Origin of the sequence: Pedobacter punctiformis, from assembly GCF_027213715.1 — a bacterium.
In the GTDB taxonomy this organism is placed as follows: Bacteria; Bacteroidota; Bacteroidia; order Sphingobacteriales; family Sphingobacteriaceae; genus Pedobacter; species Pedobacter punctiformis.
The window spans coordinates 273,532-289,866 of sequence record NZ_JAPWGM010000006.1 but is presented as its reverse complement, the minus strand read 5'-3'; the positions used below and the strand labels follow the sequence as shown (position 1 = coordinate 289,866).

Here is a 16,335-nt window from a genome sequence, read left to right as displayed (position 1 = left end):
CTTCCGACTCAAAACCCTACCTTTGTATTATGGTTATTAAAACGGCAACATTTGTTTGCAGCAACACCCAGGTATCGGCTTTGCCGCCACCAACTATGCCCGAATATGCTTTTATAGGGCGTTCTAATGTGGGTAAATCTTCCTTAATTAATGCGCTGGTTAATCAGCATGGTCTTGCAAAAACTTCGCAACGTCCGGGTAAAACCCAGTTAATTAATCACTTTCTGATAAATGAAGCCTGGTATATCGTTGATTTACCCGGTTATGGATATGCTAAAGTGTCAAAAACAAGCCGCGAGAAATGGGAGAAATTTATCCGGGCTTACCTAACTAAAAGAGAAAGTTTACAATGTGTTTTTGTTTTAATTGACAGCAGATTGGATCCACAACAAATAGATCTTGAATTTTGTTACTGGTTAGGCGAAAAGCAAATTCCTTTTGCCTTACTTTTTACTAAAGCCGATAAACAAGGTGGAACAACAACAGCCAAAAACGTTGCTGCTTTTAAAAGAAAATTAGGTGATTGGTTTGAAGAAATTCCGACAACCATTATTACTTCCGCTGAAAAACAAACCGGAAGAGATGAGGTTTTACATTTTATCCAGGAAGTAAATAAAGATTTTGTAAAACCAACGATATTTAAACAGTTTTAGATTTCTGTTTTCTAATTAAATGAAAAAGTATTTTTCACTCGTATTATTCGCCCACTCCGTATTTGCATTACCATTTGCAATGATTGGTTTCTTTTTGGGTGTAACCACTACTGAATCGCCATTTTCATGGTATAAACTAATTTTAGTACTGCTTTGCATGGTATTTGCCCGCAACGCTGCAATGGCTTTTAACCGTTATCTGGACAGAAACATTGATGCTAAAAATCCACGTACCCAAATGCGGGATATTCCGGCCGGAAAAGTTTCGGCAAATGAAGCTTTAATTTTTGTGATTGCCAATTGTGTTTTATTTGCAGCAACCACTTATTTTATCAATCCGCTTTGCTTCTATTTATCGCCAGTGGCTTTATTTGTGGTACTGTTTTATAGTTATACCAAACGATTTACAGCGCTTTGCCATTTGGTTTTGGGTTTAGGACTTAGTCTTGCGCCTATTGGAGCGTATATTGCCGTAACCGGACATTTTGCCCTCGTTCCTGTTTTTTATTCCTTAACGGTATTATTTTGGGTTAGCGGTTTTGATATTATTTATGCCTTGCAGGATGAAGATTTTGACCGTGAAGAAAATTTACACTCCATTCCATCTGCCCTTGGCATAAAAAATGCTTTAAATGTTTCGGTGTTGTTGCACATATTATCAGCAGCCTGCGTAATTATCCCAATATTCTTTACTACGTTTAGCTGGGTTTATTACATTGGGGTTGTGTTTTTCTGCAGCATGTTAATTTATCAGCATTTATTGGTTAAACCGAACGACATTAGTAAAGTAAACCGTGCTTTTCAAACCACAAACGGCTATGCCTCCGTGGTATTTGCAGTTTGTTTTTTAATTGATGCTTTTTTACGAACCCGCTAAAATTAATTAACACCAGTTTTTAAAGACAACAAACTTGTTTGAAAGATTTTCCTGACAAAAAATCGGATATAAAAATATGAGCAATTTAATTATAAATAAAAAACCAAGAACATACATCCCAAAGGATTTAACTATAACCTGGGAAAGCCTTGAACCTCTATTTTCAGAACTGCAAAACCGTGAAATTAATAGTTCTTCAGCATTGGAACAGTGGTTAAAAGACCGGTCTGAATTGGAAGCTGCTTTAGAAGAAGATTTTGCCTGGAGATATATTAAAATGAGTTGTGATACGGCAAATGAAGAACTGGTTAAAAACTTTCAGTACTTCGCTACTGAGATTGAGCCTAAAATTTCGCCTTTATCTAATGCGTTAAATAAAAAATTTGTAGAAAGTCCTTTTATGGACGATCTCGATAAAGAGAAATATTTTGTTTACAGCCGGGCCATTAAAAAAGCTTTAGAGTTGTACCGGGAAGAGAACATCGAATTGTTTACCGAATTGCAGGTTAAACAACAAAAATACCAGGGCATTACGGGTGCCATGAGTGTCGAAATCAATGGGCAGGAATATACACTGGAACAGGCTTCTGTTTTGGTCAAAGATTTAAACCGGGAATTGAGAGAAAGGGCCTGGAAAACCATTCAGCAAAGACGCTTAATTGATAAGGACGACTTAAACATGCTGTTTGATGAGTTAATCAGGTTGCGTAATCAGGTGGCATTAAACGCTGGTTTTGAAAATTACCGCGATTACATGTTTCAGGCATTGGGCCGTTTTGATTATACGCCACAGGATTGTTATGACTTTGCTAATGCCATTGAAAAAGAGATCGTTCCGATTTTAAAAGAACAAGCAGAAAAACGTCGTGAGGCTTTAGCTTTAGACGTACTTAAACCCTGGGATATGGAAGTAAGTATAAGCGGCAAAGCAGCTTTGAAACCTTTTAACAATGGGGAAGAACTAATTGACAAAAGCATTGAATGTTTTAATGCCATTGACGAAAAATTAGGTGTAAAACTGGCTACAATGAAAGCCAATAATCTTTTTGATGTAGAAAGCAGAAAAGGTAAAGCACCTGGTGGTTATAATTATCCGCTGGCTGAAACCGGAGCACCGTTTATTTTTATGAATTCGGCCAATTCACTTCGTGATTTAACCACAATGGTTCACGAAGGCGGTCATGCTATACATACTTTTTTAACTGCAGATTTAGAACTTAACGACTTTAAACATTGCCCTTCGGAAGTTGCCGAACTGGCCTCCATGAGTATGGAATTAATTTCTATGGATAAATGGGATGTTTATTTCAATAATCCAGAAGATTTAATCCGGGCAAAGAAAGAGCAGCTTGCTGATGTTTTAAAAACATTACCATGGGTTGCGGTAATAGATCAGTTTCAACACTGGATTTATACCAATCCAAATCACACCGCTGCAGACAGGGAAGAAACCTTTAAGCAGATTTACAATCGTTTTGGTGCTGGTTTTGCTAACTGGGATAGCTTAGAACATGAATTTGGTAATGTTTGGCAAAAACAATTACACTTATTCGAGGTTCCATTTTATTATATTGAATATGCAATTGCCCAGTTAGGCGCCATTGCCGTTTGGAAAAATTATAAGGAAAATCCGGAAAAAGCTTTAGATCAGTATTTGGATGCCCTTGCTTTAGGTTATACCAAACCCATGAATCAAATTTACGAAACAGCCGGAATCAAATTTGATTTCAGCGCTGCTTATGTTAAAGAATTGGCAGATTTTGTAAAACAAGAATTAGAAAAACTAGGATAATTTTATATTTATCTATGCAAAAGTCGCGGCAAATTGCAACGACTTTTCTATTTAAACAATCTGATTATGCACTACCTTAAAAAAACATTATTTCTTTTATGCTTTTGTATTGGTATTTGCCATGCGCAGCAAAGTAATCCGTCTCATAATTACAGTCTTAGTGGTTTTATCAATAAAAAAATTCCGGTTGAGTTAAACATCACCGTTTCAAAAAATATTATCCTGGGCAATATCAGGTACCTCAACAGCAAAGCTAAAACACCAATTAAAATTATCGGCGAACTGAATGCGGAAAACCAGTATGTTTTGCACGAATTTGAAAAGGATGGCAACATTAGCGGAAATATTTATGCTGCACTAAAAGATGGCAAACTTCAAGGTGACTGGAGCTCAACAAAAACCGATACCAGCTACACTATCCTGCTAAACTCCAAAGCCAATAAAAATGTTAAACCGGAAGTAATTTTACCGATTTCGCCCAATAGCCTGGCCGGAAAATATAGTTATCAGTATGGAGAAAATGGCTATCAGGGAAGCATTATCATTAAAAAATTAAGTGGTAACACTTATTCTTATGATATTGGCTCGGTTACGCATGCCCCGGGTAGAAATATTGCTGACGCATCAGGAAAGGCTGTTTTAAAAAACAATCAGTTTTTAATTGAAATTAATAAATCATGCAGATTTATTGTTAAGTTTTATAATGACTTCTTAACCATTACCGAAGGGCGGCCAGACCAATTAAATGATTGCCAATTTGGACATAATGCAACCTTAGAGGGTACTTACCTCAAAATAAAATAAGCTTAATTGATTAATACAAAAGCCGAAGTCATACACTTCGGCTTTCTTATTAAATCCTAATTTTCAAAAATAGTCAGACTTTCGGCTGGCTACAAGCTACAAAGCAACTTCATCTCTTTTTCTGATCTTCAGAATTATAAACATGACCAGCAGAGATAAAATAATCATAATTAAATAACTGTAGCTCAGGTTACGTTCATCCTTAGCAGGCACTAAATTCACAATTCCATAGCTTAAAAACGATACAATCACGTAGGTAATTCCGCCAGTAAGCCCGCCCGCTATTCCGGCATTTTTCGGGAATTTACTTAAACAGAAAGTAAAGTAGTTGTTAAAAGTAAAACCTGCGCAAACATGAATAATAAAGGCAAAAAAGATTAATGAGTATAAATTGCTTATAAAACTCAGGCTTATAATCATCACAATTACAAAAACAAGCTGCATTACAGAATTAATAGCCAATCTTTTAAAAAAAGGACGGTTAATAGTCGCTTTACCAATAAAACCGCCAACCATCCAGGCAAAACCTAAAACCAGCGAACTGTAACCGGCAATAACCGGCGACAGGTGCAAATGATGTTCGATGATAAATGGGCCAGTCATATTATAAACCATAACCATACAATAAGCCAAACCCAGCATTACAATACCTAAAGTAAAACTGGTGGTTTTAATCATTTGAGCATAAATACCAGCAATTTTTTTAATGTGAAAATCAGTGTAATGCTTAAGCGTTTCTCCACTAAAAACTAACTCCAGCACGGCAAACACCAGCGCAAAGCCTGCCAAAAAGTAAAAATTAGATTCCCAGCCGAAAGCAGCCTGCAAATATCCGCCAATAAATGGAGCAATAATTGGCCCGGTAGACCAGATAATCGAAAATAAACTCAAATAATGTTTAAGGGTATCTCCTTCAAAAAGATCGACAAAATAAGCTCTTTTAGCCACTACAATGGCTCCAACGGTAAAACCGTGAATAATTCTCATTAAATAAATCAGGTAAATATTATGTGTACTTGCAATAATTAAACTGGCTGCTGCAAAAATCAGCAAAGAGTACAAACCAATTTTATATCGCCCGAAGCTATCCAGCACGCTGCCTATAAAAAGTTGTGAAACGCCGTAACTGATTAAAAAAAGACTCAAGGTAAGTTGCACCTGAATACTCGAAATATTCATAACCCCGGCCATTGTTGGCAGGGACGGGATGTAAATATCTGTTGCGAAGCCTGATAGTGGAATTAATGCAAAAGCCAGAAGTGTTGCTATGCCCTGATGACTTTCTTTTATGTTTTTTGTTTTAGTAGCTGTTCTCATATCCCTCAATAATTATTATTTAATAGCATTAATCAAACTTAAAAAATTGATTATTCTATATCTGAGTGGCAAAATTAGGCTTTTAACAGAATATAGAGTTATGCGAATCAAAGAATCAATTATTCCATTGAAAGTAATCTCGAATTTTACTTTAATCTAATAATTCAGGTAATTCATCGGGGTTTCTGCTCTATAAGAACTGTAGAGCCCCATTTTTTTATGTAATGAAATTTATGCCCATCATTAGAAACTTTTAGAACATATTTTTTTAAGTTTGGAGAATACAACAACCAAACTAACGATGTTCGAAAAGCTATTCAGAAAGAAATCTATTTCCAAAATATTACAGGATGCAGCAAAAGGCTATGGCGATCATGAAAGTTCACTTCATAAAACACTCGGTGTCCGCGATTTAACGGCTTTTGGTATTGCAGCAATTATTGGGGCAGGTATTTTTAGTACGATTGGTAAAGCCAGTGCAGACGGTGGTCCGGCAGTTATCTTTCTTTTTATTTTTACGGCCGTTGCCTGTAGCTTCGCGGCTTTTGCATATGCAGAATTTGCATCCATGGTACCGGTTTCGGGTAGCGCCTACACTTATTCTTATGTTGCTTTTGGTGAATTGGTGGCCTGGATTATCGGTTGGTCGCTCATTATGGAATATGCCATTGGAAATATAACCGTTGCCATTTCCTGGTCCGATTACTTTACCGGGCTCCTCTCCTCCATTCGAATACCGGCATGGGGAATAGACGGAATTAATCTTCCGGGCTGGATGACCATGGATTATCTAAGTGCATTTAACGGACATAAACATGCTGAAGCGCTTATAAATGCGGGTAAAAGCATTAACAGTCTGGATGCCGTAACAGCAGCAGCAAACAGTGCATGGCTTTCGGCTCCAAAAATTGGTAGTTTTCACATCGTAGCCGATCTTCCTGCCTTAGCCATTATCATATTTATTACCTGGTTGGTTTATCGTGGTATGAAAGAAAGTCGCAATGCCAGCAATGCCATGGTTGTAGTTAAACTGGCCGTTATCCTTTTAGTTTTAGCTGTTGGTGTCTTCTACGTCGATACTAAAAACTGGAATCCTTTTGCCCCGAATGGCGTTTCGGGTGTATTAAAAGGTGTCTCTGCAGTATTTTTTGCCTACATCGGTTTCGATGCCATTTCTACAACAGCTGAAGAATGTAAAAACCCTCAACGTGATTTACCCCGCGGAATGATGTGGGCAATTATCATTTGTACCATACTTTATGTGGCCATAGCGCTTGTTTTAACCGGAATTGTAAAATCAAACACACTAGCCGTTGGCGATCCGCTAGCTTTTGTTTTTGATCAGATTGACCTGAAATTAATGAGTGGAATTATTGCTGTAAGTGCAGTATTTGCAATGGCAAGTGTTCTTTTGGTGTTCCAAATGGGGCAGCCACGTATTTGGATGAGCATGAGCCGTGATGGTTTATTGCCAAAATCGTTCTCCAAAATTCATCCAAAATATAAAACACCCTCTTTTGCAACCATTGTGGTTGGTTTTGTAGTTGCGGTACCGTCTTTATTTATGAACCTGACCATCGTAACCGACCTTTGTTCTATAGGCACCTTATTTGCCTTTGTGCTGGTTTGTGCAGGTGTTTTAGTTTTACAAAACAGACCTGATGTACAAAGAGGAAAATTTAAAATTCCTTATGTAAACAGTAAATACATTATCCCGGTAGTCTTTATCGCCTGCATTGTTTTCGCTTTTACAAAATACAATAAAGAAACAAAAGCTTTCGTTTTTAACAGCCCTAAAACCATTGAAACCATCTCCTTCGTAACCTCATTAAATGGAGAGGAACTTAAAATTGTGAAGGAGGAGATTGTTAAAAATGCGGCTCCACAAATTATCCTGACAGAGAAAGTAGATGCTGAATCTTATTTAAGCAGCCTGCCTGCTGATCGTTATGAGCAATTTATCTCCGCCTCTAAAGTTTCAATGGATAAGAAATATGAAAACGGCTGGAGCTTATTTAAACATAAAATTCCGATGTGGATCTTTTTGATTATTTGTGTGTTTATTGCTTATTTCAGCATTACTAAAAACCTTTCCCTGATTCCGGTGCTTGGTTTAGTAAGTTGTTTGTACATGATGTGTGAACTTGGAATTTCTAACTGGATCGGTTTTAGCATCTGGTTGATTATAGGCCTTGTAATTTACTTTATGTATGGTTATAAGCATAGCAAACTGGCAAAGGCTGAAGACTAATTAAGCATTATCAAAGATCGGAGATAAATTTCATTCTCTATAAAAAAACTCCTCAGCACTTGTCGTACTGAGGAGTTTTTCATTTATATCTAAATCTTGTTATGAAGACTTTTTCTTAAACATCAGAACGGTTAAAATAACTAATCCTAATGCAGAAAGAATAAGATAATATTCGCTATGCTGCAAACCATTAACCTTTGCTACCGGACCTGCAATAAATAACACTATTGCCAGTATAATTAAGCTATTTCTTGCCATTATACAGGAAGCCTGTTTAACTCAATATCATCAGGTGTTACAAAAATTAGCGGTACTTTTTCTACATCTACATAACTGCTATCTAAACCAAAACTTCGTTCTTCAGATAAACTTAATTTCTTAAGGATAAAGTAGTAATCCATGATGGTACGCTCGTAGAAACTCAATTTGGTAAACTTAGAAAGATGTTTTTCTAAAAGAACAAATCTAAAGTCACCGGCAATTTTATGTTTGTTTAACGATGTATATTGACTTGTGATGTCCACTTCGCCATTTTTCACCAGTTCTTCTACCACTTTACGGTATAAAAGATTTACCCTTTGCTCTATCCTGAAACCCAGTTTAAAATCAATACGGATTAATTTACCCGGAATTAAAAATTCAACTTTATAATCTAAAGTATATGGTTCGTCCATTACATCTACGTGCACCAGCCAATACACATCTGCACGTTTGGGCTCTTTTTGAATAATAGAGTAAATAATTTTAGATTCTATTTCAGTTTTAAAGTTAGCGCTGGTTAAATAAACCAACTGAGAAGAATATTTTGGAACCGTTTCATCATTACTTAATTCACTAATAATCTCATAATAATCCTCAATTTCGACATATTTTACAAAGCGGTTTTTAATTTTTCGAGCAACAAACCAACTCCACATAATGGTAAATAATAAGGAGCCGATTAATACCGTTACCCAACCACCATGTACAAATTTAGTTAGGTTACTGACCAAAAATGTACCCTCAATAATGATATAGGTTAAAAAGAATATTAAAATTGAATACTTTGGAAAACGCCGGCTTCTGAGATAAAAACTTACCAAAATAGTCGTCATCAACATGGCAATGGTAATTGATAAACCATACGCAGCATCCATTCGTTCCGATTCTCTGAACAGTAAAACAATACCGCAACATCCAATCCATAACATCCAGTTAATGGAAGGCACATATAATTGTCCTTTTGAAACTGTTGGATAAATAATTTTGATTTTAGGCCAAAGGTTTAAACGAACAGCCTCTGATATTAAAGTAAATGAACCACTAATTAGGGCCTGACTGGCAATAATTGCGGCCATGGTAGCCAAAATAACCATCGCAATCTGGTATTGCTCCGGAATAATTTGAAAGAATGGATTCATTTTCGCACCAGGCACAAAGCTGTTTGAATTTTGCAAAATCCATACACCTTGTCCTAAATAATTAAGAATCAATGTTAATTTAACAAAAACCCAGCTGATGCGGATGTTGTTTCTACCGCAGTGACCCAAGTCCGAATAAAGAGCTTCAGCTCCCGTTGTACATAAAAATACACCACCTAAAATATAAAAAGCATTATGATTGGTAACTAACAGATGTACCGCATAGTATGGATTAAGTGCTTTTAAAATGCTTAAATCTTTGACAATAAACATTAAACCAAGCAGCCCCAAAACTGCGAACCAAATAAACATTACCGGCCCGAAAAGCTTTCCAACCAGATTGGTTCCGAATTGCTGGATAATAAATAATACCGTTAAAATGCTTAATACAATTGGAATAACCGGCACATCAAATTTATTGGTCAAACCTTCAATTGCAGAGGTTACCGTAATACTTGGCGTAATAATACCATCAGCAAGTAGCGCACAACCACCAACAATTGCCGGAATTACGAGCCATTTTGCCTTTTTGCGTACTAAAGAAAAAAGAGAGAAAATTCCACCCTCCCCTTTATTATCCGCTCTTAAAGTAATAATTACGTATTTTATGGTTGTTTGTAAGGTTAATGTCCAGATGATGCAGGAAAGAACACCTAATACAACATCCGGCGTAATTGCCCCTGGACTTGCAACAACACCGCCATGTACACCCAAAATAATTTTGAAGATGGCATTCAGCGTATATAAGGGAGAAGTACCGATATCTCCGAATACGATTCCTAAACTAATCAGAACCCCACCGGCGGTTAATGCATTTACATTTTTATGATTTGACACTTTAATATTTTTTAGTGCGGCAAAAGTAAACTAACTATAACAATTTAACAACCAATTTATTGTGTATTTTTAACACAAAGAAATACATTTTTTTATGTTAAAATGTGTTAAATTGTGGCTTTTAAACAAAATGTTTAATTTCTTTGTTTTAAATTAATACATTTGCTATATAAATTTGATGAAACTCAGTACTAAGATAACGCTTCTCCTAAAACTTGCATGCACATTGTGTATTGTACTGTTATGCAGCGTAAATTCTTGGGCACAAACGGACAGTTTAAAAATTGGTTTAAAGCCAAGGACTAAAAAGGTTAGCCGCGTTCCGGAAATCAAAGCAAACATACAACCTTACAAACCTTCATTTCTTTCTATAGGAGGAGCCGGTATGTTTAATACCTATTCCAATACAACAAAACCTGCTGGCGTAACCGTAAATAAAGACAAGCTTTTAACCATTGTTAAAATTTATCCTAACCCGGTTGAAGATCAACTGAACATTATTTTATCTTTAGGTAAAGATACTCAGGTAAGCATTAAAATAATGGATTTGTTAGGAAACGAAGTTGTAACCTTATCTAATGAACGCTTAAGCGCCGGAGAAATTACCAAATCTTTCACCATTCCAAGCCGCTTAAATGCCGGAATTTACTTTTTAAGAGTAATTGCAGGCTCAGAAAGCCAGGTAAAAAGAATATCTGTTTTATAACACCATTTTCTTTTCTATTTTTGAACAGGACAGCTAATCTGTTCCTTATAATTGTCAATTTTTAAATTCGCCTGCATTTCTATTTCAAACGGTGCAGGTTCTTTACAATAATACGAATGAAAATTATAGCCATTGGCCGAAATTATGCTGAGCATGCCAAAGAGTTAAATAATCCTGTTCCCACTACCCCGGTTATATTTTTAAAACCCGACACGGCAATATTAAAAGACAATAAACCTTTTTACATTCCTGATTTTTCTGACGATGTTCATTATGAACTGGAAGTTGTTTTAAAAGTTTGTAAAGAAGGAAAACACATTGCAGAAAAGTTCGCATCAAATTATTATGATGAAATTGGTTTAGGTGTAGATTTTACTGCCCGTGATATTCAGACTAAACATAAAGAAAAAGGATTACCCTGGGAACTTGCCAAAGCATTTGATAACTCTGCTCCGGTTAGTATTTTTATTCCAAAAAGTGATTTTGAAAACCTTTACGATTTAAACTTTGAGTTAAAAGTAAATAACGAAACCAGACAAAAGGGTTACACTAAAGATCTTTTGTTCTCGTTTGAGAAGATAATCAGTTTCGTTTCGCAATACATTACCTTAAAAAAAGGCGATTTAATTTTTACGGGTACGCCTGAAGGTGTAGGCAAAGTAAATAAAGGTGATAAACTGGAAGCCTGGTTAGAAGGTAAACAACTCTTAAATTTTGATGTGAAGTAAAGCATGTGTAAAAGACCATTCAATTTTAAAATCTACATCTCCCTTTTCGTTTTAAATATTTTAATTACCCCACTAACAAAAGCACAGCAAATATTTAGCACCAATAAATATCCCATCACAGATTTCAGACAGCCTTTGGATATCACACCTCCTGCACTTGCGGGCTCTTTCGGTGAAATCAGGGGGAACCATTTTCATTCGGGAATAGATTTCAGAACAAATCAACGCGAAGGTTATCCGGTTTATGCAGTTGCAGATGGCTACATATCAAGGCTCCGCGTGCAAAATAGTGGTTTCGGGCAGGCAATTTATATCAATCATCCAAACGGATTTACCACAGTTTACGGTCACTTGCAACGTTTTGCACCTAAAATTGCAACGATTGTAAAAAACCTCGAATACGAGAAAAAATCTTTTGAAATAGACGAATTTCCTGATGCCACATTAATTCCGGTACACAAAGGAGATATTATTGCCTGGTCTGGCAATCGTGGCAGTTCCGGCGGACCGCATTTACACTTCGAAATCAGAGATACCAAAACCGAAGAAACCATAAATCCTCAGTTTTTCGGCATCAATATTCCGGATAATATTCCTCCGGTCATCCATGGTTTATATGTTTACCGTCTTAATGGCAAATCTTTTAGCGAGTTTACACCAAAAGAAGCTATTGCCATTAGCGGAGCAAATGGCGTTTATAAAACATCTGCCCCGTTAAATTTAAGTGGTGAGGTTGGCTTTGGTGTAGTTACTACCGACAAACACAATGGTTTATCAGGTATTAATGGCGTCTATTCTATTCAACTGGAAGTAAATGGCAAAATGGTTTATACTTCTGCTTTAGAACGTTTTGCATTTGAAGATAGTAAGGCCATAAATTCGCATACTGATTATCCTACCTATTTAAATACCAAAAGAAGTATTCAGAAAAGTTTTGTTGACCCCGGAAACCCGCTAAAAATATACAGCAACCTGGTAAATAACGGACGGATTAATTTTACAGATGGTGCTGTACATCAGCTTCGCTATGTGATTACAGATTCAAAAGGGAACGCATCTGTATTATCTTTTGCGGTTAACGCCGGTAATGCTGCAGTACTTTCTCCAGCTGAAACAAAAGGAACTATTTTTCCGTATAACAAAGTAAATGAGTTTAATACAGAGAGCATTAAGGTGCTGTTACCAAAAGGAACTTTATACAATGATTTAAATTTCATTTATAAACTTTTGCCTAAACCAACGGTCAATGCCTGGTCGGCTATGCACCAGATACAAAATACCTATACCCCCCTTCATGTGGGTTTTGAACTGTGGATTAAAGCCGATAATTTACCGGAAAACATGAGGAATAAAGCTTTAATCGTAAATGCAAACCGTTCTGCTCAAGGTGGTTATTATGAAAATGGTTATGTAAAAGCCAATCCTAAAAGTTTTGGTGCTTTCTTTATTTCTGTCGACAGCATTGCACCAAATATTACACCCGTTAATATTGCCGATGGAAAAAACATGGCCAGCCTTTCTAAAATGACCTTTAAAATCAGCGATAACCTTTCGGGGATTAAAAGTTTTAACGGTTATATAGATGGCAAATGGGTATTAATGGAATTTGATACAAAATCAGCAACGCTGTGGCACAGCTTTGATGAAAGAACAGCCAAGGGGAAACATACTTTCGAATTGGTTGTTGCGGATATGAAGGATAATGTAAAGCGATATTCAATTTCCTTTTTTAAGTAAAATTATTCCAATTAATTGTTGATTTGCTTACGGTTAGCCATAGGTATTGGTAACTTAGCCTGGCAATAAACATGGTGAAATAAATTAATTATAAATAAAATGGCAGAGTTAAAAGAAGGTGATCAGGCACCAGCTATCACAGCAAAAGACCAAAATGGAAATTCTATTTCTTTAAGTGATTACAAAGGTAAAACTGTTATACTTTATTTTTACCCAAAGGATGATACCCCCGGCTGTACAGCCGAAGCCTGCGATTTCAGGGATAACTACCAGGGCCTGACGGCTAAAGGCATTATTGTTTTGGGGGTGAGTGTTGATGATGAAAAATCACATCAGAAATTTGTAACCAAACATAATTTACCCTTTACCCTGCTTGCAGATGCTGACCAGAAAATCGTAAATGACTACGGGGTTTGGGCAGAAAAAAATATGTACGGCAAAAAATATATGGGTACCGTAAGAACTACTTTTGTGATTGATGGAGCAGGTAAAATAGCACATATTATTAAAAAAGTAGATACAAAAAACTCAACACAGCAAGTACTCGATTTAATCAATAACTAATTATGATATAGCAGGTAAAATATTACCTTTGTTATATAACAACAACCGCTTATTTTAATGAAACATACAATTAAAGAATTAGAAGATATTGCTTCGCAGATAAGACGAGATATTGTAAGAATGGTTCACGGATGTCAATCTGGCCACCCGGGTGGTTCATTAGGCTGCACAGACTTTTTTACAGCATTATATTTCGAAGTTTTAAACCACAAAAAAGAGTTTACAATGGACGGTATTGGTGAGGATTTATTCTTCCTTTCAAACGGCCACATTTCTCCGGTTTGGTACAGTACTTTAGCCCATGCAGGGTATTTCGATAAATCTGAATTGGCTACTTTCCGTAAACTTGATTCAAGATTACAAGGTCACCCAACTACACACGAGCACCTTCCGGGAGTACGTGTTGCATCTGGTTCATTAGGTCAGGGCATGTCTGTAGCAATTGGAGCAGCTTTAACAAAAAGATTAAACGGCGATAATTCTTATGTGTTTACTTTACATGGTGATGGAGAGTTACAGGAAGGCCAAAACTGGGAAGCAGCTATGTTTGCCCCTTTCCATAAATTAGACCATCTGATTTGCACTGTTGATTATAACGGTCAGCAAATTGACGGGCCAACAGATAAAGTTCTTTCTTTAGATAGTTTGCAAGCTAAATTTGAAGCTTTCGGATGGCATGTAATTAATACCGATGGTAACGATATGCAAGCCATTGTAGAAGGTTTACATTATGCTAAAACGTTAACAGGAAAAGGTAAACCAATCTTAAATTTAATGAGTACTCAAATGGGTGCTGGTGTAGATTATATGATGGGATCGCACAAATGGCATGGTACCGCTCCAAATGATGAGCAATTGGCTGCCGCTTTAGCGCAATTACCAGAAACTTTGGGAGATTACTAAAATCTTCCTTTACACCTTTGGCAAAATTAAAATAACATTTCACACTAACAAATAAAGTCCCATCAGGGATTTGGTTTATGAAAACCTGCGAAGCAAGCTTGAACGCAGTTAAATAAAAAATATAAAACATCGTGAAAAAATATACATACACAGAGAAAAAAGATACACGTTCTGGTTTTGGAGCTGGCTTACATGAAGCTGGAAAGAAAAACGAAAATGTTGTGGCTTTATGTGCCGACTTGGTTGGTTCATTAAAAATGGATGCTTTTATTAAAGATTTCCCTGAGCGTTTTACTCAGGTTGGTATTGCTGAAGCAAACATGATCGGTATAGCAGCAGGTATGACAATTGGCGGTAAAATTCCTTTCACAGGTACTTTTGCTAACTTCTCTACAGGTCGTGTTTACGATCAGATTCGTCAGTCAGTAGCTTATTCAAATAAAAACGTTAAAATTTGTGCTTCACATGCTGGTTTAACTCTGGGTGAAGACGGTGCCACCCACCAAATTTTAGAAGATATAGGCTTAATGAAAATGTTACCGGGTATGGTGGTGATTAATCCTTGTGATTATAACCAGACTAAAGCCGCAACATTAGCCATTGCCGAATACGAAGGCCCTGTTTATTTACGTTTCGGTCGTCCGGTTATTCCTGTATTTACAGATCCTGATCAAAAATTTGAGATTGGTAAAGCATGGATGGTTAACGAAGGTACCGATGTAACCATTATTGCCACCGGCCACATGGTTTGGAAAGCAATTGAAGCTGGCGAAAAATTAGCAGAATTGGGTATAGATGCAGAAATTATAAATATCCACACCATTAAACCTTTGGATGAGGAAGCAATCTTAAAATCTGTTAAGAAAACCGGTTGTGTAGTCACTTGCGAAGAACATAACAAATTTGGTGGTTTAGGCGAAAGTGTTGCCCGTTTATTAACAACTGAATTACCAAGTCCACAAGAGTTTGTTGCAACCAATGATACTTTTGGCGAAAGCGGTACACCAGATCAGTTAATGGCTAAATATGGCTTAGATGCTGTAAACATTGTTGAAGCTGTACAAAAGGTAATCAGCAGAAAAAAATAATTATAAGAACAAACCGCTCAGACACAAAGCTTACGAAGCGATAATAAAGCTTTGCAAGTTTTGTGTCTTTGTAGTTATATAAAGCAAAGGCTTTAATGAAACAAGTTGAAGATTCAGAAATTCTTGCAATGTTTGCTGTCGAGAAAACTCGAAATGAAGCCTTTAACCTGCTTTTAAAAAAATATCAGCAAAAAATATACTGGCACATCAGGCGGTTGGTGCTCAATCATGATGATTGTGACGACCTGATACAGGAAGTATTTGTTAAAGTTTGGAAAAACCTGGATAAATTCAGAAGTGATTCCCAACTGTACACCTGGATTTACCGGATCGCGACAAACGAATCTATTACTTTTTTAAATAAGCAAAAGCAGCGAAACAATACGCCTTTAGATGAAGTATCATCTGAACTGGCAGATAATCTTGTCGCATCTTCTTATTTTAATGGAGATAAATTAGAGCTTAAACTTCAGAAAGCCATTTTAACCTTACCCGAAAAACAACGGATTATTTTCAATATGAAATATTTTGATGATATGAAATATGAAGAAATATCTGAAGTTTTAGGCACTTCAGTTGGAGCCTTAAAAGCATCATTTCACATTGCTGCAAAAAAAATTGAAGCAATTATCACAAATGATGAAATAGACTATTAAACCTTTTGATCTGAATTGTATC

The 16,335-nt window shown here is 36.4% G+C and carries 15 protein-coding genes; 12 read left to right on the top strand and 3 right to left on the bottom strand.

The window, feature by feature from the left end; all coding sequences use genetic code 11:
- The first annotated feature begins 29 nt into the window (after window positions 1–29).
- The 4 genes from yihA to O0955_RS16710 all read left to right on the top strand — a co-directional run bounded on the left by yihA (window position 30) and on the right by O0955_RS16710 (window position 4,126).
- Window positions 30–653, top strand: a complete 624-nt coding sequence (gene yihA, locus O0955_RS16725) for a ribosome biogenesis GTP-binding protein YihA/YsxC (protein WP_269428707.1) — start codon at window positions 30–32, stop codon at window positions 651–653.
- Window positions 654–672: 19 nt separating this feature from the next.
- Window positions 673–1,530, top strand: a complete 858-nt coding sequence (locus O0955_RS16720; RefSeq protein ID WP_269428706.1) for a UbiA-like polyprenyltransferase — start codon at window positions 673–675, stop codon at window positions 1,528–1,530.
- 76 nt (window positions 1,531–1,606) lie between these two features.
- The gene (locus O0955_RS16715) at window positions 1,607–3,322 is read left to right on the top strand and encodes a M3 family oligoendopeptidase (RefSeq protein WP_269428705.1); all 1,716 of its coding nucleotides are present in this window, start codon (window positions 1,607–1,609) and stop codon (window positions 3,320–3,322) included.
- Window positions 3,323–3,388: 66 nt separating this feature from the next.
- Window positions 3,389–4,126 (top strand): hypothetical protein, encoded by a 738-nt coding sequence (locus O0955_RS16710; RefSeq protein ID WP_269428704.1) that lies wholly within the window; start codon window positions 3,389–3,391, stop codon window positions 4,124–4,126.
- A 96-nt stretch (window positions 4,127–4,222) separates the two neighbouring features.
- Here O0955_RS16710 and O0955_RS16705 read toward each other — a convergent pair whose 3' ends face one another.
- Window positions 4,223–5,443 carry an MFS transporter gene (locus O0955_RS16705; protein ID WP_269428703.1) on the bottom strand — a complete coding sequence of 407 codons (1,221 nt, stop codon included), beginning with the start codon at window positions 5,441–5,443 and terminating at the stop codon, window positions 4,223–4,225.
- 301 nt (window positions 5,444–5,744) lie between these two features.
- Between O0955_RS16705 and O0955_RS16700 the strand changes: the two genes are divergently transcribed.
- Window positions 5,745–7,694 (top strand): amino acid permease, encoded by a 1,950-nt coding sequence (locus O0955_RS16700; protein ID WP_269428761.1) that lies wholly within the window; start codon window positions 5,745–5,747, stop codon window positions 7,692–7,694.
- A gap of 99 nt (window positions 7,695–7,793) precedes the next feature.
- On the opposite strand, the gene O0955_RS16695 is transcribed toward O0955_RS16700, so the two are convergent.
- Window positions 7,794–7,952 carry a hypothetical protein gene (locus tag O0955_RS16695; RefSeq protein WP_269428702.1) on the bottom strand — a complete coding sequence of 53 codons (159 nt, stop codon included), beginning with the start codon at window positions 7,950–7,952 and terminating at the stop codon, window positions 7,794–7,796.
- Window positions 7,952–9,931: a KUP/HAK/KT family potassium transporter gene (locus O0955_RS16690; RefSeq protein ID WP_269428701.1), complete on the bottom strand. Its 1,980-nt coding sequence runs from the start codon at window positions 9,929–9,931 to the stop codon at window positions 7,952–7,954. The genes O0955_RS16695 and O0955_RS16690 overlap by 1 nt, the downstream gene beginning before the upstream one ends.
- 178 nt (window positions 9,932–10,109) lie before the next feature.
- Between O0955_RS16690 and O0955_RS16685 the strand changes: the two genes are divergently transcribed.
- From O0955_RS16685 to O0955_RS16655, 7 genes are all read left to right on the top strand, one after another.
- Window positions 10,110–10,637, top strand: a complete 528-nt coding sequence (locus O0955_RS16685) for a T9SS type A sorting domain-containing protein (protein ID WP_269428700.1) — start codon at window positions 10,110–10,112, stop codon at window positions 10,635–10,637.
- A 116-nt stretch (window positions 10,638–10,753) separates the two neighbouring features.
- Window positions 10,754–11,365 carry a fumarylacetoacetate hydrolase family protein gene (locus O0955_RS16680; RefSeq protein ID WP_269428699.1) on the top strand — a complete coding sequence of 204 codons (612 nt, stop codon included), beginning with the start codon at window positions 10,754–10,756 and terminating at the stop codon, window positions 11,363–11,365.
- 3 nt (window positions 11,366–11,368) lie between these two features.
- A complete protein-coding gene (locus O0955_RS16675) occupies window positions 11,369–13,102 on the top strand; it encodes a M23 family metallopeptidase (RefSeq protein ID WP_269428698.1) in 1,734 nt (577 codons plus the stop codon).
- Window positions 13,103–13,201: 99 nt separating this feature from the next.
- Window positions 13,202–13,666, top strand: a complete 465-nt coding sequence (gene bcp, locus O0955_RS16670) for a thioredoxin-dependent thiol peroxidase (RefSeq protein WP_269428697.1) — start codon at window positions 13,202–13,204, stop codon at window positions 13,664–13,666.
- Between the two features lie 57 nt (window positions 13,667–13,723).
- Window positions 13,724–14,569, top strand: a complete 846-nt coding sequence (locus tag O0955_RS16665; RefSeq protein WP_269428696.1) for a transketolase — start codon at window positions 13,724–13,726, stop codon at window positions 14,567–14,569.
- Between the two features lie 131 nt (window positions 14,570–14,700).
- Complete coding sequence (locus O0955_RS16660) at window positions 14,701–15,657, top strand: transketolase family protein (protein WP_269428695.1); 957 nt, start codon at window positions 14,701–14,703, stop codon at window positions 15,655–15,657.
- 95 nt (window positions 15,658–15,752) lie between these two features.
- Window positions 15,753–16,313, top strand: coding sequence for an RNA polymerase sigma factor (locus O0955_RS16655; RefSeq protein WP_131535719.1), 561 nt, complete (start codon window positions 15,753–15,755; stop codon window positions 16,311–16,313).
- Window positions 16,314–16,335: the final 22 nt, after the last annotated feature.

Bases quoted from the DNA above. Each gene is read 5' to 3' on its own strand.
- yihA (WP_269428707.1), top strand. From the start codon at position 30: ATGGTTATTAAAACGGCAACATTTGTTTGCAGCAACACCCAGGTATCG.
- O0955_RS16720 (WP_269428706.1), top strand. From the start codon at position 673: ATGAAAAAGTATTTTTCACTCGTATTATTCGCCCACTCCGTATTTGCA.
- O0955_RS16715 (WP_269428705.1), top strand. From the start codon at position 1,607: ATGAGCAATTTAATTATAAATAAAAAACCAAGAACATACATCCCAAAG.
- O0955_RS16710 (WP_269428704.1), top strand. From the start codon at position 3,389: ATGCACTACCTTAAAAAAACATTATTTCTTTTATGCTTTTGTATTGGT.
- O0955_RS16705 (WP_269428703.1), bottom strand. From the start codon at position 5,443: ATGAGAACAGCTACTAAAACAAAAAACATAAAAGAAAGTCATCAGGGC.
- O0955_RS16700 (WP_269428761.1), top strand. From the start codon at position 5,745: ATGTTCGAAAAGCTATTCAGAAAGAAATCTATTTCCAAAATATTACAG.
- O0955_RS16695 (WP_269428702.1), bottom strand. From the start codon at position 7,952: ATGGCAAGAAATAGCTTAATTATACTGGCAATAGTGTTATTTATTGCA.
- O0955_RS16685 (WP_269428700.1), top strand. From the start codon at position 10,110: ATGAAACTCAGTACTAAGATAACGCTTCTCCTAAAACTTGCATGCACA.
- O0955_RS16680 (WP_269428699.1), top strand. From the start codon at position 10,754: ATGAAAATTATAGCCATTGGCCGAAATTATGCTGAGCATGCCAAAGAG.
- O0955_RS16675 (WP_269428698.1), top strand. From the start codon at position 11,369: ATGTGTAAAAGACCATTCAATTTTAAAATCTACATCTCCCTTTTCGTT.
- bcp (WP_269428697.1), top strand. From the start codon at position 13,202: ATGGCAGAGTTAAAAGAAGGTGATCAGGCACCAGCTATCACAGCAAAA.
- O0955_RS16665 (WP_269428696.1), top strand. From the start codon at position 13,724: ATGAAACATACAATTAAAGAATTAGAAGATATTGCTTCGCAGATAAGA.
- O0955_RS16655 (WP_131535719.1), top strand. From the start codon at position 15,753: ATGAAACAAGTTGAAGATTCAGAAATTCTTGCAATGTTTGCTGTCGAG.